The 19,057-nt window shown below is 74.2% G+C and carries 12 protein-coding genes; 8 read left to right on the forward strand and 4 right to left on the reverse strand.

All coding sequences use genetic code 11. The features are described 5' to 3' along the window. Nucleotides 1-3: 3 nt before the first annotated feature. The 5 genes from ACWEN6_RS15070 to ACWEN6_RS15090 all read left to right on the forward strand — a co-directional run bounded on the left by ACWEN6_RS15070 (nt 4) and on the right by ACWEN6_RS15090 (nt 10,217). Complete coding sequence (locus ACWEN6_RS15070; RefSeq protein ID WP_354843608.1) at nt 4-1,587, forward strand: Hsp70 family protein; 1,584 nt, start codon at nt 4-6, stop codon at nt 1,585-1,587. A gap of 12 nt (nt 1,588-1,599) precedes the next feature. After that, the gene (locus tag ACWEN6_RS15075; protein WP_452570720.1) at nt 1,600-4,308 is read left to right on the forward strand and encodes a hypothetical protein; all 2,709 of its coding nucleotides are present in this window, start codon (nt 1,600-1,602) and stop codon (nt 4,306-4,308) included. A 4-nt stretch (nt 4,309-4,312) separates the two neighbouring features. Beyond that, on the forward strand, nt 4,313-5,485 hold the full coding sequence (locus ACWEN6_RS15080; RefSeq protein ID WP_452570721.1) for a TRAFAC clade GTPase domain-containing protein: 1,173 nt from the start codon (nt 4,313-4,315) through the stop codon (nt 5,483-5,485). Nucleotides 5,486-5,554: 69 nt separating this feature from the next. Continuing rightward, nucleotides 5,555-8,146 (forward strand): GAP1-N2 domain-containing protein, encoded by a 2,592-nt coding sequence (locus tag ACWEN6_RS15085; protein WP_452570722.1) that lies wholly within the window; start codon nt 5,555-5,557, stop codon nt 8,144-8,146. A gap of 58 nt (nt 8,147-8,204) precedes the next feature. Continuing rightward, nucleotides 8,205-10,217, forward strand: a complete 2,013-nt coding sequence (locus ACWEN6_RS15090; protein WP_452570723.1) for a TRAFAC clade GTPase domain-containing protein — start codon at nt 8,205-8,207, stop codon at nt 10,215-10,217. A 59-nt stretch (nt 10,218-10,276) separates the two neighbouring features. On the opposite strand, the gene ACWEN6_RS15095 is transcribed toward ACWEN6_RS15090, so the two are convergent. Then, a complete protein-coding gene (locus tag ACWEN6_RS15095) occupies nt 10,277-11,008 on the reverse strand; it encodes a hypothetical protein (protein WP_452570724.1) in 732 nt (243 codons plus the stop codon). A 249-nt stretch (nt 11,009-11,257) separates the two neighbouring features. Between ACWEN6_RS15095 and ACWEN6_RS15100 the strand changes: the two genes are divergently transcribed. Then, a complete protein-coding gene (locus tag ACWEN6_RS15100) occupies nt 11,258-12,187 on the forward strand; it encodes a hypothetical protein (RefSeq protein WP_452570725.1) in 930 nt (309 codons plus the stop codon). Here ACWEN6_RS15100 and ACWEN6_RS15105 read toward each other — a convergent pair. Further along, entirely contained in the window at nt 12,142-12,654 is a 513-nt protein-coding gene (locus ACWEN6_RS15105) for a hypothetical protein (RefSeq protein WP_452570726.1), read from the reverse strand. The genes ACWEN6_RS15100 and ACWEN6_RS15105 overlap by 46 nt on opposite strands. A gap of 106 nt (nt 12,655-12,760) precedes the next feature. Further along, the gene (locus ACWEN6_RS15110; RefSeq protein WP_452570727.1) at nt 12,761-14,122 is read right to left on the reverse strand and encodes a glutamine synthetase family protein; all 1,362 of its coding nucleotides are present in this window, start codon (nt 14,120-14,122) and stop codon (nt 12,761-12,763) included. A 627-nt stretch (nt 14,123-14,749) separates the two neighbouring features. Here ACWEN6_RS15110 and ACWEN6_RS15115 point away from each other — a divergent pair. Beyond that, nucleotides 14,750-16,522: an expansin EXLX1 family cellulose-binding protein gene (locus ACWEN6_RS15115; RefSeq protein WP_452570728.1), complete on the forward strand. Its 1,773-nt coding sequence runs from the start codon at nt 14,750-14,752 to the stop codon at nt 16,520-16,522. 233 nt (nt 16,523-16,755) lie between these two features. On the opposite strand, the gene ACWEN6_RS15120 is transcribed toward ACWEN6_RS15115, so the two are convergent. Then, nucleotides 16,756-17,724, reverse strand: a complete 969-nt coding sequence (locus ACWEN6_RS15120) for a DUF5937 family protein (protein ID WP_452570729.1) — start codon at nt 17,722-17,724, stop codon at nt 16,756-16,758. 81 nt (nt 17,725-17,805) lie between these two features. On the opposite strand from ACWEN6_RS15120, the gene ACWEN6_RS15125 reads away from it, so the two are divergent. Further along, entirely contained in the window at nt 17,806-19,035 is a 1,230-nt protein-coding gene (locus ACWEN6_RS15125; RefSeq protein ID WP_452570730.1) for an MDR family MFS transporter, read from the forward strand. Nucleotides 19,036-19,057: the final 22 nt, after the last annotated feature.

Below are 19,057 nucleotides of genomic sequence, written 5' to 3' on the forward strand. Positions count from 1 at the left end.
GGGATGGCTGTTCACGGGATCGACCTCGGTACGACGTATTCGTGCATCGCCTATGTCGACGACGTCGGCCGTCCCACGGTGCTGCGCAACCTGGAGGGCGCCGACACCACGCCCTCGGTGGTGTTCTTCGAGTCGCCCGACAACGTCGTGGTCGGGGCGACCGCCAAGGACAGCGCCGTCCTGCACCCCGACCTGGTCGTCAGCCGCATCAAGCGCGACATGGGGCAGGACACCCCGCGCGTGCGGCACGGCAGGCCCTACACCCCGGAGGAGATCTCCGCCTTCGTCCTGCGCAAGCTCGCCGACGACGCCGCCACCGCGACCGGCGAGACGGTGGACGACGTCGTCATCACCGTCCCGGCCTACTTCGGCGCCGCCGAGCGCGACGCCACCAGGAAGGCCGGGCAGATCGCCGGCCTCAACGTCATCGACATCATCTCCGAGCCGATCGCCGCGGCCATCACCTACGGGGTGCTCAACCCCGACCAGGACCGCACGATCCTGGTGTACGACCTCGGCGGCGGCACCTTCGACACCACCGTGATGCGCATCCAGGGCGGGGACATCGAGGTCGTCTGCACCGACGGCGACCACGAGCTGGGCGGCGCCGACTGGGACGACCGCCTGGCCGAGCACCTGGCCGAGCGGTTCCGCGAGGAGCACCCCGACGCCGGCGACCCGCTGCTGGACAAGCACTCCGAGCAGCAGCTCCGCCGCGACGCCGAGGACCTGAAGAAGACCCTGTCCACGCGCGCCCAGCACGTCGTCCGCGTCATGCACGAGGGCCGGGTCAGCACCGTCGAGCTCACCCGCGCGTCCTTCGAGGAGCTCACCCGCGACCTGCTCGACCGCACCATCGAGATCACCCGGCGCACGATGGAGACCGCCACCGGCAAGGGGGTCGCCGCCTACGACCACCTGGTGCTCGTCGGCGGCTCCACCAAGATGCCCGCGGTCACCGAGGCCCTGCAGAAGGAGTTCCAGCTCACCCCGCGCCTGCAGGACCCCGACCTGGCCGTGGCCAAGGGCGCGGCCCTGTTCGCCTTCGAGGAGACCTACCGCCGCCTGATGCGCTCCGGCGAGCCGGCCAAGGCCAAGGAGATCGCCGAGCGGGCGGGCCTGAGCGCCGAGCAGCAGGAGCAGATCGCCGGCCGCACGATCAAGACGGTCGCCTCGCGCGCCTTCGGCATCATCGTCACCGACAAGGAGACCCGGCGCCGCAGCGTCGAACACCTCGTCCACGCCAACGACGCGCTCCCCGCCGGCGTCACGCAGGACTTCTACACCATCGACAGCGGGCAGACCGGGGTCACCATCGAGGTCATGGAGCAGGCCGGCACCGCCGAGTCCGAGGAGGTCGAGGACAACGGCGTCATCGCCGAGGGTGTGCTGAAGATCCCCGCGGGCAAGCCGGCCGGGTGGCCGATCGAGGTCACCTTCGCCCTGGACGCCTCCGGGCTGCTGCAGGTCACCGCCCGCGAGCGCGAGACCGGCGAGGAGCTCGAACTGCGCATCCAGATCGGCGGCATGTCCGAGGAGGACGTCGCCGAGTCCCGGGCCGCCCTGTCCCGCGTCCAGGTCAGCTAGCCGGGCGGTCGCATGGCGTTCGACGAACAGCGCTACACCCGGGAGGTGCTGGAGCCCGCCCGCGAGGCCGGCGGTCTCCCGCCGGAGGACCTGCGCGTCCGCTACCAGCTCACCGAGGCGATGACGGCCGCCCAGGTCGCCGAGACCGTCCGCCAGGTGCGCCAGTGCTGGCGGCGCGCCCGGGGCATGCTGAAGTACAAGCGGCTGGCCGACCGGCTGGAGGCCGACCACGCGCGGTTCTCGCCCATCTTCACCGCCGCCGCCGAGGGCGACCTGGCTCCGCTGCGCGAGGCGCTGGGCGACTCCGAGCGCAGGGCGGCGCGCCGGCTGTCGGGCGCCGGCGGCCGGCTGGAGGACGCCGCGGGGCGGCTGCGCATGCTCTCCCCCGCGCTGCTGGCCACCATCGCCCGCTCCAGCGGCGTCAGCCAGGAGGAGGCCGTCCGGCTGGCCGCCGAGCGGGACATCGAGGTCCGCGACCCCGACCCGCTGCCCGACGCGGCCCCCTACCCCGGGTTCGCCAAGGTGCGCGAGGCGCTGGACGTGCTCGGCGCGCCCCACCTGGGCCGGTTCCTGTTCGGCGACCGGTGCGCCGATATGCGGGTGCTCGACGGCTTCGCGGTCGCGGGCGGCGGCTCGGTGCCCGAGGCCATCGCCGAGGTGGGGCGCCACTGGGCCGCCCGCACGCGCGGGCCGTGGACCATCGGCGCGGACACGGTGCTGGCCGCCCTGCGCAACTCCCCCGACCCCGCGGCGCTGGTCCTGTACGACATCGTGTCCCGCCTGCGCGAACGGGTCCGCGAACACCCCTACGACGACACGCTGCTGCGCCACGCGACCACCGAGCTCGACCTCGCCGCCGGCGACGCGCGCCGGCTGATCTTCGCGGTCCGCGGCGAGGGCGGCCTCGGCGGCGGCGCGGCCTCGCGGCTGCGCGAGCTGGTCGACGCGGGGGAGATCCACGCGGCGGCCGACTTCGCCGAGGCGCTGGAGCCCGGCGCGCTCACCGGCGACGCCGCCGAGCTGGCCACCGAGGTGCGGGCCCGGCTCGCGCAGGCCGTGCGGCTCAGAGAGCGGGCGCGCACCGCCCTGGACCCCGACGACGCCTGGCTCGCGGCGCGCGACGCCCTCCAGCGCGTCCCCGACCTGCCCGGCGCCGCCGAACTGCTCGCCCGGCTGGCCCCCCACCCGGCGCGGGCCGTGCGCGCCGCCGTCCAGGGCGAGGGGGTGAGCCTGGTCTGGCAGCCCTCGCCGTCCCGGGCCGGCCGCATCGTCTACGACGTCTACCGCGACGGCATCCTGCTGGCGACGGCCGAGCGGCCCTCCGCTCGCGACGAGCAGCCGCCGGTCAACACCCCGGTCGCCTACTGGGTGGTCGCCCGCAGGGACGAGGCCGTCGCCATGCCGGCGCTCGCCGCCACGGTGATCGTCCGTCCCGAGCCGGGCGACCTGCGGCTGACCGCGGGCGACGGGGTGGTGTCCGGGCGCTGGACGCGGCCCGCCGAGGCCACCCGGGTGATCGTCACCCGGGACGGGCACCCGGTGCCCGCCGGCGACACCGGCTTCCGCGACCGGGACGTCGCCAACGGCACCAGCTACAGCTACACCGTCCGCGCCGTCTACGCCGACCCCGACGGCGAGGTGGTCACGCCGGGCGTGCGGCGCACGATGACACCCCTCGGACGGCCGCGGCCGATCACCGACTTCACCCTGCGGCCCGACCCGTCGGCGCCGGGCACCTTCCTGGTCCACTACGAGGAGCCCGCGACCGGCGCCCTGGAGATCGTCGGGCTGGACGCGGCGCCGCCCTGGCCGATGGGCACCACCCTGTCGCTGACCGAGCTGCGCGCGGCGACCCGGGCCGTTCCCTCGGCGCCCACCCGCGACGGCCAGTCGATCCGCCCCGGCGGCGGCCAGGGCGTGCTGCTGGCGGTCACCGTGTCCGGCGAGCTGGCCACCGTCGGCGCGCACATCGAGCACGTCAACCTGGCTCCCCCGGCCCGGCTCACCGCCCAGCGCCGCGGCGTCACCGTGTACGTCGGGTTCGTCTGGCCGCCGGACGTCCCGGAGGTCGAGGTCCGCTGGAACGGCCGCAGCATGATCGTCAACTCGGCGGCCTACCGGGCGCAGGGCGGGGTGCGGCTGGACGTGCCCGAGGGCGAGCCGGTCACCGTCGAGGTCGCGCCCACCTCCATGGTGCGCGGCGAGCGGGTGCGCGGCGCCGCCGTCAGCCTGCACCTGGCCGGCCGCGTCCCGGTCCGCTACGACCTCAGCCAGCAGGGGCCCGCCTGGCGGCGGTCGCTGGTGGTCGAGATCACCGCCGACCGGCCCGTCCGGCTGCGCCGCCTGGCCCTGGTGCTCAAGCCCGGGCACGTCCAGCCCAAGTCCGCCGACGACGGCATCCTGCTGGACGACTGGACCGACCTGGAGGTCCCGGCCCGGCTCACCGTCCCGGCCCCGCGGCAGGCCAAGCCGTACTGGCTGCGCTGCTTCGCCGAGGGCGCCGTCGAGAGCGCCCCGGCGTGGGAGCCCTACGGGGACGCCCCGGCGGCCGGCCGCACCCCCATCCCCGGCGGCGGGCCGGGCCCGTCGTTCGGCGGCGGCCTGGTGTTCGACGACGACCCCGATCCGGGGCCGGCGCACGGCCACGGCGCCGACCGCGGCGCCCCGGGCGGCGAAGTCGCCCTCATCGACCCGCCGGTCCGGCGGATGAAGGTGGGATGACGCCGTGGAGATCACCTGCCCGTTCTGCTTCGCGCGGCTCGATCGCAACCGCATCGCCTTCCGCTGCGCGGGCAGGTCCGGGCGCGGCGGCGGATGCGACGCCGTGCTGGACGAGACCCTCGCCGACTACCTCGGCTCGCCCGCCGCCGCGTCCCTGCCGCCGGTGTTCTCCGTGCGCAGGCCGGGACGGCGGGCCGACTGCCCCAGGTGTACGCGCTCCACCGGGTGGCGGGTGTGCCCCGAGTGCCACAACCGGCTGCCCGCCGAGTACTGCGCGAACCCCGGCAAGATCGTCGCGCTGGTCGGGGCCAAGGGATCGGGCAAGAGCACCTACATCGCCGTGCTGCTGCACGAGCTGACCAACCGGGTCGGAGCCGAGCTGGACTCCTCGCTGGTCGCCTGCGACGACCGCACCATCGCCCGCTACAAGCAGGACTTCGCCCGGCCGCTCTACGGCGAGCAGCGGCTGCTGGCCACCACCCGGCCGGCCGCCACCGAGCCCCGCGACCCGCTGGTGTACCTGCTCACCCGCACCGTCCCCGGCCGCCTGCGCTCCAAGACCATGTCGCTGACGCTCGTCCTGTTCGACACCGCCGGTGAGGACCTGCGCAGCCGCGAGTCCACCGAGACCCATCTCCGCTACCTCAACGCCGCCGACGCCATCGTCTTCCTGGTGGACCCGCTGGAGCTGCCCGGGGCCAAGGCGTCGCTCAGCGGCATCGCCGCGGCCAGGAGCGGCGTCAACGCGGGCGACCCCGACAGCGACCCGATCAACGTCATCAGCCGGGTCACCGAACTGCTGCGCGACCGGGCGGGGTCGGGGCGGCTGAAGGTGCCGGTGGCGGTGGCGCTCAGCAAGATCGACGCGTTGCAGGAGGGCATGGACACCCAGTCGGCCCTGCACCGGGCCCGCACCCCGTCCGGCACCCTCGACCTGGACGACCGCGAGGCCGTCCACGAGCAGATCAGGGCGCTGCTGGACGAGTGGCAGGCCGGCATGGTCGACCGCTACCTGCGTCAGCACTTCATCGACTTCGCGCTGTTCGGCCTGTCCGCTCTCGGCGGCGTCCCCGGCGCCGACAGCGTCGGCCCCGGCGGCATCCGCCCCTACCGCGTCGAGGACCCCCTGCTATGGCTCCTCCACCGCTTCGGCATGCTCACCGGAGTCCGCCGATGACCCTCACCGACGCCGTGCGGCGGGGAACCCCGCGCTCCTCGGCGGGCATGGAAGGGGGCGGGGCGGCCGATGGCGTGGCAGTTGCATTACACCTCCGCTGAGGCGGGGCCCGCCGGGCGGGCGGGGTTCCAGTTCGTCGCCGAGTCGCCGGGGCTGCCCCCCGGCCTCGCGGGCAAGGTGGCCCCCTACCTGTCCTACCGGCCGCCGCCCGGCGCGCCGCTCGCCCCCACTCCGGCCGAGGTCGCCCGGCTGCCCGTGGCCCTCGCCTACGGACCGGCCGGGCCTCGGTACGTCCTCACCCGCTGCGTTTACCTCGGCCAGGACTACTCGGGCCGGTACGGCAACTACCTCGGCCACGCCGTCGTCGCCGACCCCGAGGAGCTGACGGGCCTGCGCCCGGTGGAGTTCTGGCAGGCCCCCCTGTGGTCGGACGTGCCCGCCTCCTCCGGGACGGCGCTCCCGGCGCTCACCGACCTGCCGCCCGGCGACCACGTCGACCCCGAGTCGCTGGCCTCCTGGCTCGCCTCCTGCGGCGAGGCCGCCTACACGCGGCTCGGCGCCCTGCTGGAGGCCGTCGTCAAGGCGCTCTCCCAGGGCCACGGACGGCTCGTGCTGGTCTGCGCGGACGTCGAGGAGATCGTGCGCTGGATCGGCGTCATCTCCTACTCGCTGCCCTGGCAGGTGGCCGCGCGGCTGCCGTTCTGCACCTACAGCGCCGACCCGGGCGCGGCGCCGCAGGTCATCGTCGGGACCACCCCCGACGTCTGGCTGCCCTCCGACATCGACGCCGCCGTGGTGCGGCTTTCCGAGCCCCCACCCGCGGCGGGCCCCCCGCTCGGCCGCTTCGCCCGTACGGTCGCCGAATGCTGGCGACGCATGGACCTTGCCGGCATCGACGCGATCGGCGAGCTGCGGTCCGCCGGCGGCCTGGACGGCGAGGGGTTCGAACCGGAGACCAGCGCGGCGCTGCTCGCGCTGTGCCGGGGCGACGACAGCGTGACCGCCGAGGAGCAGTCGGCCATCGCGCGCACGCTCTCGCCCGGCCTGCCCGACTGGCTGTGGTCCGACCTCGGGCGCGTGTGCGACCGGATGGAATACGAACTGGCCGACGCCGCGCGTGCCCTGGCGCCCGCCGAGACCGCCGAGCTGTGCGCCGCGCGCTGCGCCGTCCTGGCCCTGCGCGACCCCACGCTGCCCTCCCCCGCCCCTCCGGCGTGGCCGCGGACGCGCGAGACGCTGCGCGCGGAGGCCGCGCGGGCGCTGGCCGACGTCCGGGACGCCTCCGAGCTCGTCCAGATCGCGGCCACGGCAGAAGCGGTCGGCGCGCCCATCGACCCCACCGGCCTCGCGCTCGCGGCCCGCGCCGTCGTCCGTGCGGGCGGGGGCGACCTCGGCCTCCTGCTCGAACGGGTGCCGCCGGGCATGCGCGAGGCCGTGCTCGCGGGAGTGGTCCGGGGGCTTGAGGAGTCGGCGCCGGCGGTGCGCGGGCGGATGCTGAGCGACGAGGTGTGCGACCTGCTGGCCTCGCGCGACCTGTCCTCCGCGCCGCTCACCGGGACGGCGGTGATCCTGTCCCGGGTCCGGCGCGACCGCCTCCCCCGCGTCGAGGCCACCGTCCAGCTGATCGCCCTCCACGAGACCGCGACCGCGGCGTCCGGCCCCGGCCCCGTTCCCGCCGCCCCGCACGGCCCCGTTCCCGGCGCCCCGCACGACCCCGATCCCGGCGCCCCACACGGCCCCGTTCCCGGCGCCCCGCACGACCCCGGGCCCGCCGCCCCACACGATGCCGGGCCCGCGTCCGGTTCGCCCCCTCACGGCGCCGAAGACGCCTGCGGCTCCCTCCTTCCCAGGGCCGGGGACGCCTCCCACGCCCTGGACCCCTATGGTTCGGCCTCTTCCGGCGCCGCCCCTTCGCACGGATCGGTGGACGCGGCGCATTCTCTGGGGGCGGACGCGAACGGCGATGACGTGCCGGCCGGGGCGCTGGACGCCGCGGTGTTCGCGGTGTGGGAGCAGGCGCCCGGCCGGGCCGAGTGCGAGGCCCTGGTGCGACGGCTCGGCGCCGCCATGGGCCGCTCGCCGCACCTCAGCGACCTGCCGGCCCGCACCTTCCTCGCCGAGGGCGTCGAGGACCCCGCCCTGGTGGGGCTGGCCGGGCTGGTGCGGGACACCGTCCCCGGATATCCGGCCGCGGACGCCGAGGTGATGCTCCTGGTCGCCGGCCTCCGGGAGACCGCCGACCCCGCGGGCGCGGCGGCGACACTGGGGCGGCTGGAGGACCTGCGGCCAGAGTCCGACGACGAACTGCTGCGGGAGGCGCTGGCCTGCGCCGCCCGGATCACGGCTGATCGGGAGCCGCGCTTCCGCGCCGAGGTCATGCGGCGACTGCCCGAGGAGGCGAGGACCGGGCTGGCCCACGCCTGGCTGGAGGAGCGCAGGAGCCGCGACGAGCAGGCCGCGCTGCTGGAGGTCGCGGTCCGCCTGCACCTGGCCGGCGCCACGGTGCCCGAGCTGGACGCGTGGGCGAGATCGCAGCTCACCGGCTGGTCGCCGTTCGGGTCGGCCGACTCGCGCTTCAAGCACGACCCGGAGCTGGCGGCCGGACTCAAGGAGATGGCGAAGGGCCGGCGCACCCTTCCCTGGCAGCGAGACCCCCGATGACCCTCCACATGAGTCCCTCCATGCCCCTCTACATGAGCCCCTCGAAGGGGGTGGGCTGATGCCGTTCGTCTTCGGTGTCGCGGTCGTGCTGTGGGGCGCGTGCATGTACTTCGGGTTCCTGTACGGGTTCCCGGTCGTCGCCACGCTGACCCTGGCCGCCGCGACCGCGGCCGGTGTCGGGCACTACTTCCTGCGTGCCGGGCGGGTGCTGCTCCCGGTCACGGCACGCGGCGCCTCCCCCGTCGTCGCCGGCGCGGCGGACGCGGAGGGCCGTCCGGGCGCCGCCGAGACCGACCGGGACCCCGTCTACCGCCACTACCTGTTCGGCCAGATGGCACTGGACTGGTGGCGGACGCAGCGCGCGGCCGTCCCCGCGATGGCGCAGGCCGCCAGGCGGGCGCTCGGCACGGTCACACGGCGGCTGATGACCAACGTCCAGGGATTCTTCGTCCTGCCCATCTGGCTGGCCCTGGTCGCGGGCGTCGCCGCGGCGGTGGTCCCGCTGGCCGCCGTCGCCGCCGCGCTCACTGCCGCGTACGCGCTGGTCGCGGCGGCGGGGTTGCTGTTGTGGCTCAGCTGTCTGCTCTTGCTGCTCTGCGTGGAGACGGTGTTCATGCGGGCGCGGCGCATCCTGCAGACCTGCCCGCACCCGCAGTGCTACGCGCGCATCAGCCTGCCCGAGTACGCCTGCCCCACCTGCGGACGGCGGCACCGCCACCTGGCTCCCAACCTCGACGGGGTGTTCCGGCACGTGTGCCGGTGCGGCACACGCCTGCCCACGGCCATCGTCCTGGGCCGCTTCCGGCTGCCGGCGTACTGTCCGGAGTGCGGTCGCGCGCTGCCGCCCCGCATCGGCAGGGCCCGCATCGAGCCGCTGCCCTTCATCGGCGGGCCCGACGCGGGCAAGACGACCTTCATGGTGCTGGCGCTCAACGCGCTGAACCGGGTGGTGAAGGACGCGCAGGGCCGGGCCGGGTTCGTGGTGGAGGGCGATGAGATCGCCTTTTCGCGGCTGCGCCATGAGCTGCGGCTCGGCAGAGTCTCCAAGACCACGACGCGGGCTCCGTCGGCGACCATGGTGGACGTCACGCTACCCGGCTCGCGGGCCCGCAGCGGCAACCGCATTCTGTACCTGTTCGACCCCTCCGGGGAGGGGTTCACCGGCGCCACCCAGGTGGAGGCGATGAGCTACCTGGCCCACGGCGAGGCGATGCTGCTCGTGGTGGACCCGTTCGCCCTGCCGCTGGTGCAGCTCGGCCTGTCGGAGGGCGAGCGGCAGTCCCTCCAGCGCGCCGGCGTCGTGCTGTCCCCCGAGGACCCCTCCGACACCTTTCAGCGGGTCAGGAACGAGCTGGCCGCACGGGCCGACGGAGGCCGGCAGAAACGCGTCGCCGTCGTCGTCACCAAGGCCGACCTGCTCCGCACGACGGCCGTGGGCCAGGACGCCGACCGGCTGCCGGAGTGGTTCGACGGGGTCGGCCTGGGCAACATGGTGCGCGACCTGGCCAGGACGGCCGCCGAGGTGCGCTATCTGGCCTCCGGGCTTCCCGCCGACGACACCGCCGTCGCCGGCCTGCTCGCCTGGCTGGTCGGCCTGCCCGTGAACGGCTCCGACCCGGACGGCCACGACCACGCCTCCTCCGCGAGCATCGCCAACGGCGCCAAGCTCAGGCTCAACGAGAGAATCCGCCTCGCCACGGCCCCGGCACGGGACACCGGGCGGAACGCGTCCACCGGACCGGGCACGGCGACAGAGCCGGAGGCGGAGTCGGACGCGGGCACCCGGCCCGGCGGCGACGAAGGCACCCGGCCCGGCAGTCCGCGGCCTGGCGGGGACGAAGGCACGGACGCAGGCCGGGACGGCTCTGAAGGGGACGGCGATCCGGAGCTGACGACGGCCGACCTGCGCGGGCCGTGGGCGCCGAGCCGGGGCGCGGAGGACCGGGTGCCGCTGACCCACCGGCTGCTGCGCTGGTCGATCTTCGGCGCCTCGGCCCTGCTGAGCACGGGCGTGCTGGCCGTCCTGGCGATCTGGACGATCAGCCTGATCCGCGCCGGCCTCGCGCTCTGACCCGGCGTCCGGGGACGCCGGCGGACCGGCCCTCACACGAGGATGCCGGAGCGGGGCGGTCAGGCGGGGATGATCCAGGTGGCCTTGGCGGCGGCGACGAGGGTGCCGTCCACTTCGTACACCGCGCTCTCGCCGAAGAGCTTGCGCCCTTCGCGCCCGGTGGAGCGTGCCACGACGGAGTAGGTGCCGTTCGGGTACACGCGCCGGAAGACCTGCGCCGTGATGCGTCCCAGCAGGCCCGGGCCGCCCTCCCCGGCGTTCGCCCACCCGGTGGGGCAGTCGAGCGCGGCCCACACCAGGGCGTCCGGGACGACGCCGTCGTCGGTCACGGTCACCGGCACCCGCCACCCGGCCGCGACCAGGTCGGTGCCCTCGACGGGGCCGGGGAAGATCCGCAGCCCGTCGCCCGGGTCGCGCAGGCCGCACACGAAGCATCCGGGCGCGGGATGGCCGCCGGTCAGGCCGGGGAAGCCCGCCTCGGCGCGCGCGGCGTCGGTGAAGGGCACGAAGGGCGGCGGGGTCACGTCGAGCGCGACGGGGATGGCCTCCACGAGCACCTGCCCGTCGAGGGACAGCGACGCGGAGTTGGCCATGTGGCTCACGGCGAGCTCGGTGTCCAGGGGGATGGGCCGGTGCAGGGTGACCTCGAGCGCGTGCGCGCAGTCGAGCCGATCGGCGAGGGTTCCGGCCAGCGTCCCGGCGACCCAGCCGCCGTTCGCCATCCCCTCAGGGCCGCGAAACCGGGCCGGTACGGTAAGCGCGGTCTGCACACCTGCGGACGTCGTTGTCATGCGGTAGCACCCCCCATGCTGCTCCTAACAGGAGCGATAGACCGTAAATTCCGGTAGATACCGCCAGATATTATCCGTACCGCTTGATCGTCATTGCATCAGCCGACGATGACGGAGCCGTTAGCGGTGAGTAACGGCGGCATGACGCATGAGAGCCGGTCCCCCCTCCGCCATCGGCTCCCTTGACGGAGATCACCGTGGTCGATACCTCTTGATGCGTCGCGGCGGACGCTCCCGGGGGTGCCAACGGTGGATCCACTCACTCCTCTGCTGGGAGGCGCGGAACTGGCGCGCGGCCGGATGTCCTTCTACATCAGCCTTCAACTGGCCAGCGTCCTCGCGCCGGGCCTGGTGGTCCTCACCGAGGGCACCGTGCTCGTCAACCAGTTACGTCACGAGGACACCCTGCGGACATTGGCGGGCGCGACGGGCGTTCTGGGGGTGATGGTCGCCATCTGCGCGCTCGCGGGCGCCTTCGTCCTCGGCTATATCTGCCGTGAACTGGCATTCAAGCTGGTGAGCCGACTGGAGCGGCTGAGGTTCGTCAGGCGCAGGTACCAGATCGGGTCTCAGGACCGGCTGAAGGAGTGGTTCGCGCCGGAGGATCTCGCCGAGTGCTTCGAGGTGCACGCGCATCTCGGGCGACGGGAGCGAGCGGGCGAGCCCGTCCGGCAGGAGCGCGAAGGCGCCCGCACGAGCAAGGTGGCCTCGCGGAAAGGGGGCACCCCACGGGAGTCCGGTCAGAGGGCCGCCCGGCCGGCCGAGGAGGCCGAGGCGGCGAGCGGTCGTTTCCACCCGACCGGCGGCTACCACACGGGCGATGTGCAGTACTACCGGTTCGTGTACAGCAAGCTCTGGCTGCGGGCGTACGCGCCCGTCTACAGCATCGACAAGACGGAGCTGGAGATCAACATCCTGGCGGCCATCCTCGCGCCGGTGCTGTTCGCCTCGCCGAACCTCATGGTCGCCTTCGACCTTCACTGGACGGTCGTCGTGGCGGCGCCGACGGCCGCCCTGCTGTTCTGGACGGTCCTGCTGGACTCGCTGCTGCGGCTGCGGGTGTCCGAGAAGCGGGAGGCGGTGGAGAATCTGCTCCTCGACTATCTCGCCCGCCGCGCCGCCGCCCGCCCCCCTTACGCGTCCGCTCCGCAGGCGGAAGCCGCCGAAGAGGCCGAATAGCGGGCGAGATCAGGAAGCACGGCCGCGTCCATCGGGCCCTCGATGGAGAACACCATCAGCCGTACGTCCACGCCGGACAGATGAGCCGCGACCGCGCGGTGGGTGCCGTCGAGCAGCAGAACCCGGCCGTTCCCCAGCGAGTATCCGGGCAGCACGAGGTGAACCGGACGGCCCTCACGCTGGAAGGCGTCCCTCAGGCCCGCGACGCGATCAGCACGCCCTTCCGGCCAGCCGCCCGACGTGGTGTGGGCTTCGCCCACCCGCAGTGGCCGGTCCTGCTCACCTCTCCAGTCGCCGTCGGAGCCGTCCGGAGTCACGTACCACATGGTGTACAGCGCCGCCAGGTACTCCCTCGACCGCGTGCAGATCTGCGTGACCGGGCAGTTCGACGCGGTGACCGCGTCCCAGCGCAGCCATGCGCCGACCACGTCCGGATCGAAGAACTCGACGTACTCGCCGATGTCCATCAACGGTTCAGGTCATCACGAGATGGATGTGGCAGAAGGCCGACGACCCGCCGTCGCGTCCCTCTGCCACCTCCCGCCCGTCGGCGCGCACGCCGCCCGAGCGCGATCACAGCACGGGCAGGTAGCGGCCCAGTTCGAACTCGGTGACCTGGCGGCGGTACTCGTGCCATTCGGCGCGCTTGTTGCGCAGGAAGTAGTCGAAGACGTGCTCGCCCAGGGTCTCGGCGACCAGTTCGCTGCGCTCCATGGTGGTGATCGCCTCGTCCAGGCTCTGCGGCAGCGGCTCGATGCCGAGAGCGCGCCGCTCGGCGCTGGTGAGCGCCCACACGTCGTCCTCGGCGCCGGGCGGCATCTCGTAGCCTCCCTCGATGCCCTTCAGGCCGGCGGCGAGGATCACCGCGTACGCCAGGTAGGGGTTGCACGCGGAGTCCAGCGAGCGGAACTCGACGCGGGTCGAGTTGCCCTTGTGCGGCTTGTACATGGGGACGCGGACGAGCGCGGACCGGTTGTTGTGTCCCCAGCTGATGTAGCTGGGCGCCTCGCCCCCGAGCCCGGCGATCGCCTCGGCGCCGCCCCACAGCCGCTTGTAGGAGTTCACCCACTGGTTGCAGACCGCGGTGATCTCGGCCGCGTGCCGCAGCAGGCCTCCGATGAACGACCGGCCGATCTTGGAGAGCTGGTAGTCGGCGCCCGGCTCGTAGAAGGCGTTGCGGTCGCCCTCGAACAGCGACATGTGGGTGTGCATGCCCGAGCCGGGGAAGTCGGTGAAGGGCTTGGGCATGAAGGACGCCCAGATGCCCTGCTCCAGGGCGACCTCCTTCATGACCAGCCGGAAGGTCATGATGTTGTCGGCCGTCGTGAGCGCGTCGGCGTACCGCAGGTCGATCTCCTGCTGGCCGGGGGCGCCCTCGTGGTGGCTGTACTCCACCGAGATGCCCATCGCCTCCAGCATCATGATCGCGTTGCGGCGGAAGTCGTGGCCCGAGCTGTGCGGGGTGTGGTCGAAGTAGCCGCCCGAGTCGATCGGCACGGGCCTGGCGCCTTCCTCCGGCCGCCCCTTGAGCAGGAAGAACTCCACCTCGGGGTGGGTGTAGAAGGTGAAGCCCATATCGGCGGCCTTCGCGAGCGTGCGCTTGAGCACCCAGCGCGGGTCGGCGTGCGACGGCGAGCCGTCCGGCATGAGGATGTCGCAGAACATGCGGCCGGCGCCCGGCGTCTCGCTGCGCCACGGCAGGATCTGGAACGTCGAAGGGTCGGGCTTGGCCAGCATGTCGGACTCGTACACGCGGGCGAACCCCTCGATCGCCGACCCGTCGAAGCCGATGCCCTCGGCGAAGGCGCCCTCGAGTTCGGCCGGGGCGATCGCCACGGATTTGAGGAACCCGAGCACGTCGGTGAACCACAGCCGGATGAACCGGATGTCGCGTTCTTCGAGCGTACGGAGCACGAATTCCTGCTGGCGGTCCAAGGCATCCCCTTCTGCCGGACGGTGTTCGGACACCATCGTCGTCACGCTGAGCCAGGTTCTGAGTCGGCGGAAGACATGTCTGGTCATCTACCAGTCTGCCCGCTTGGTGTTTCGCACACGTTACGCGGGTCCGTAGTGAGGAGTCGAAGCCGTGACCTTCACCCTTTCACGCCGGTCCGCGCCCGCCATCGGCCCGCGACGATCTTCGCGCCCATCGGTCACCGAATGCCCTGCGATCGGCATCCCACTCCGGAGATGGGACAAGACCAGCCTGCGGTTGCTTAATGTGACAGCATGGTGCCGTTCCGCATTCGTCAATGCCGACGTCCGGCGAGGAGAGCACACATGGAGGCGGATCGGCGGCGCGCCAGGCCGACGGCATCGCGACGGTGGCCACGGCGTCCGATGACGCGCGCTCATGATCAGGCGCGGGCAGGAGCCGGCGACCTGCCGGACGCGCGCCGCGCGCCGGGCGACGACGAGGTCACGTCAGGACGCTCGCCGGGCGACGGCGAGGTCATGCCCGGGCGGGCACCGCGTGATCGCAGGACAGCGAATCACACGTCGAGACGCTCGCCGGGCGAGGGCGGGACCGCGTCCGGACGGGCACCGGGCGACGGCGAGGCCGTGTCCGCGCGCCCTCGGGGCGACCGTCCGCGCAGGCGGCGACGGGCGCGGGCGGCGGCGTGGCACCGGCTGGCGTGGGCGGTGTCCCTGGGCACCGCGCTCGCGCTGGTGGCGCTCGGCGCGCAGGTCGGCCGCAACGCCGCGTGCGCCGCGTCGGGCCCGGGGCCGGGCGGTCCGGGCGGCCTGTCGCGGGTGCTCGGCGGCGACTGCTCCCTGCTGGGGGCGGTGCGCGATGCCCTGGTCGTCGCGGTCTCCCCCGTCGAGTACGCCGGCTCGGCCGCCTGCGGCGCGTATCTCGACGTCACCGGCCCGCGCGGCACCGTCCGCGTGCAGGTCGTCGACGAGTGCCTGTCGTGCGCCACGGGAGAGCTCGACCTCAGCCGCCCCGCCTTCGCCCGCATCGCCGACCCCGGCCGCGGCGTCGTGCCCGTCGGCTACCACAGGGTGCGCAACCCCGCGGTCCCGAGGCCGGTGGCGTTCCGCCTCAAGCAGGGGTCCTCGGCCCGCTGGCTCGCCATCCAGGCCGTCGACCACGGCAACCCGCTGCGCCGGCTGCAGATCTCGCGGGACGGGCGCTGGCGCGACCTGTCGCGCGCGCCGGACAACTACTGGGTGGCCGGCCACGGGGCCGGGTCCGGGCCGTACACCGTCCGCATCACCGACGTCTACGGGCAGCGACTGGTCGCGCGCGGCATCGGCCTGCTGCCCGGCAGCCTCCAGCGCACCCCCGACCGTCTGTACGCCCCGGGGTCGGCATCTCCCGCCCCGTCGGCGTGGGGGGCGTCCGCGCGGCGCACCTCCGGCAACGCCCCCCCGCGCATCGGCGCGTGGCCGCCCCGCACGGGCGGCGGCGTCCCCTCCCGTGTGGACGACAGGCCGACCGGCGCCTCAAGGTGGTCGGCCGCACATGGCGCCCCCGGTGCGGCAGGTTCCCACGGGCCCGCGGGCTCCCGACGGCCGCCGGGTTCCCGGGCTCCCTCGACCGGCTCGGGTCCCTCGGGTCTCTCCGGTGCCTCGGGTGCGCAAGGGCGGTCCGGCACGCCGGGGGCCTCCGGCGCCCAGGGAGCCCCCGGCGCGTCCGCGCCTTCCCGCCCTGGCGGTTCGGGCGGTTCGGGAGCGTCCGGGTCTTCCGGGTCTTCCGGGGCGTCCGGGTCTCCCGGCGGTCCCGGCGGTTCCGCGGCCTCCGGGCCTTCTGGTGGTTCCGGGTCTTCCGGCGGTTCCGGGGCCTCCGGGCATTCTGGTGGTTCCGGGTCTTCTGGTGGTGCCGGGGCGTCCCGGGCGGGCGGGCGGGCCGCCGGTCCGTCCGGCGGGGGTCCGGCGGCACGGCCGCGCTCCGGGGACGGCACGGCCGCGGACGTCCTGCCAGGGGGCGGTACGAACGCGAACCATCCGCCCTCGGCGGGTGTGAACGGCGCCGGCGGGGACGCCTCGTCCGCGGGCCGATCCGGGGGGAACGGGTCCACGGACGCCTCCTCCCTGGCCGGCGCGTCCGGCGGGACGCGTCCTGGCGAAGCCGCCCCGGACGGCGCGGCGCTCGGACCGGACGGCGCGGCGCTCGGACCGGCCGCGTCCGGTCTCGCATCGGCCGGCGGCATCGCCTCCGAGGGCATGCCGGTGGGCGGCGGTGAGTCCTCACGGGCCGTGGCCGAGGGGCCGGTGAACGAGAACGGCGCGGCGCGGGGCACGTTGGACGCCTATCCGGGCGGCTCGCGTCCCGCGTCCGGCCGCGCCCCGTTCGCCGCCCTGCCCTCCGTCCGCCCCTTCTTCTGCTGACGCCGGCGCCCCGCCAGCCGTCGCCGGATCGCCGGTCCGGCGCGGCCAGGGGGCCGGTCCGGCGCGGTCAGGGGGCGGCTCGCGCGCCGTCGCCCGGACCATCGATCCGGACGGAGTCACCGTCGCCGCCGTCCCGGATCCGGCCGGAGTAAGAAGCAAGCGTCCCGGATCCGGCCGGAGTAGGAAGCAAGAGGAGGGACGCCGGCCGGTGTGCCGCCGCAGGCGCCCCGAAGTCAGGAGGCGCCGGCGAGGGCGTCGCCGGTGGGGGTGCGCCGGTAGAGGACCTCACGGCCGAGTCGTCTGCGGACGACCAGGCCACTGGCGCTCAGGACGGACAGATGCTGCGAGACCGCGCCAGGGGTGATGGACATCCGCCTGGCGATGGCCGTGGTGGAGGCGGGGTCGCGCAGCGAGAGCAGCAACTGGGCGCGGGTCCTGCCGATGAGCGCGGCGAGCGCGCCGGGCGCCGGGGGCGGGCCGGCCTCCCACAGTGTGCCGACGCCACGCGCCGGGTAGACGAGCATCGGCTGGTAGGGCTCGGCCATGACCGCGATGTCCGGCCAGCGGAAGGCGCTCGGCACCAGCAACAACCCGTCTCCTCCCAGGTCACCGGCGTGGCACCAGGCCCCTCCTGTGGCGGTGGTGAGCCGGTCGCCCTCCCAGCGGACCGAGGGGTGCAGGTCGGCGAACAGCTCCTTGGCCCCGCCCGCGGCCAGACGGCGGGTGCGCCACATCAGGTCGGCCTCCAGCAGCCCGTGCACACGCGGCCAGTGCTCGGCGTGCGCGAGCTCCCAGTACGCGGCGAGGGCGTCGGCCACGCGGCGGACCCCGGCGGCCGGGTCGGCCTGGAACCGGGCGATGGCCCGGGTGTCCGGCGTCGCCACCCAGCCGGCCTCCTCCGCGGCCTTCTCGGCGGGCGTCTCGCGCACCCGGGCCAGCTCGGCGGCGAAGTCGGGCAGCGGCGTGTCGGGCGGCGGGGTCAGGAAGTCGGCGATGTACCCGCGGGCCGGGGCCAGGGCGAGCAGTTCGGACAGGTCGAGCTCGCCGAGCCGCGGCTTGACGGCGCGCAGCCACGGCAGGTGGACGGAGTGGCGCGCGGGAGCGCTGAGCACGCGAAGGCTCGCGACGACCTCCCAGAGCGGGGAGAAGGCGAACCGCAGGCGCGCCAGGTCGTCGGCCTCGAACCGCCACTGCACCCCCACGAGGCCCCCGCCCTTCACCGATGTTTTAGCACAGCCTAAAAGATTGGCACGGCGGCGAGGCCATGTCCAAGGCTGGACCTCGTGACCAGCGTTATCTCCGACAGGCCCTCCTTCCTCCGGTCCAGAATCGGCGGGTTCCCCCGCGCCTTCTGGGTGCTCCTCGGCGGCACCTTCATCAACCGGCTCGGCACCATGGTCGAGCCCTTCATCGGCATCTACCTGACCCAGGCGCGCGGGCTGCCCCTGGCGACGGCCGGCCTGGTGCTGGCGGTCTTCGGCATCGGCTCGTTGATGTCGCAGCTCGTCGCGGGCTGGCTGGCCGACCATCTCGGCCGGCGCGCGACCCTGGCGGGCGGCATGGTCGCCACGGCGGTCACCATGATCGCCCTCGGGTACAGCACCTCGCTGCCGGCGATCGTCGCCGCGATGGGCGTGCTCGGCGTCGTCGTGGACGCCTACCGCCCGGCCTCGCAGGCCCTGGTCGCCGACCTGATCCCGGCGCACGACCGGTCGCGCGCGTTCGGGCTGCTCTTCTGGGCGATCAACCTGGGCTTCGCGGTGGCGATGGTCGCGGGCGGCATGCTGGTCAGGTCCGGGTTCGTCTGGCTGTTCTGGATCGACGCGGTCACCTCGGTGGTCTTCGGCGTACTGGTGTGGCGTGCCGTGCCGGAGACGCGCCCCGACAGGACGCGCGAGGCCGGCGGCTTCGGCGATGTGCTGAAGGACCGGCTGATGGTCACCTATGTCGCCTTGACGCTGCTGTACACCTTCGTCTACCTCCAGGCGTACACGACGCTGCCACTGGCGGTCACCTCCTCGGGGCTGCCCGCCTCCGCGTACGGGTTCGCGATGGCGGTGAACGGCCTGCTGATCGTGGTGGTGCAGCCGCTGGTGGGGCACTGGCTGGCCAAGCGGGACCCCAGCGGCACGCTGGCGCTGGGCATGGCGGTGTGCGCGCTCGGGTTCGCGCTCACCGCGTTCGTCTCCACCACCGCCGGGTACGCGGTGAGCGTCGCGATCTGGACGCTGGGCGAGGTGGTCACGGCGGGCATGGCGGGCACGGTCGTCGCGCTCCTGGCTCCGCCGCATCTGCGCGGCCGTTACAGCGGGCTGTTCGGCTTCGCCTGGTCGGCCGGCGGGCTGCTGGCCCCGCTGATCGGCACCCGCCTGCTGAGCGCCGGCCAGGCCACGCTGTGGATCACGGTCGGCGTACTGGGGCTGCTCGCGGCCCTCGGCCAGCTCGCCATCGGCCCCGCCATCCGCCGGCGCGCCGCCGCCGGCCACCCCGTCGAGGTGGGCGTGGGCTCCTGAAGCAGGCAGGGATGGGCGGCCC

Source organism: Sphaerisporangium sp. NPDC004334, assembly GCF_053602655.1.

Bases quoted from the DNA above. Each gene is read 5' to 3' on its own strand.
- ACWEN6_RS15070 (WP_354843608.1), top strand. From the start codon at position 4: ATGGCTGTTCACGGGATCGACCTCGGTACGACGTATTCGTGCATCGCC.
- ACWEN6_RS15090 (WP_452570723.1), top strand. From the start codon at position 8,205: ATGCCGTTCGTCTTCGGTGTCGCGGTCGTGCTGTGGGGCGCGTGCATG.
- ACWEN6_RS15105 (WP_452570726.1), bottom strand. From the start codon at position 12,654: ATGGACATCGGCGAGTACGTCGAGTTCTTCGATCCGGACGTGGTCGGC.
- ACWEN6_RS15095 (WP_452570724.1), bottom strand. From the start codon at position 11,008: ATGACAACGACGTCCGCAGGTGTGCAGACCGCGCTTACCGTACCGGCC.
- ACWEN6_RS15085 (WP_452570722.1), top strand. From the start codon at position 5,555: ATGGCGTGGCAGTTGCATTACACCTCCGCTGAGGCGGGGCCCGCCGGG.
- ACWEN6_RS15075 (WP_452570720.1), top strand. From the start codon at position 1,600: ATGGCGTTCGACGAACAGCGCTACACCCGGGAGGTGCTGGAGCCCGCC.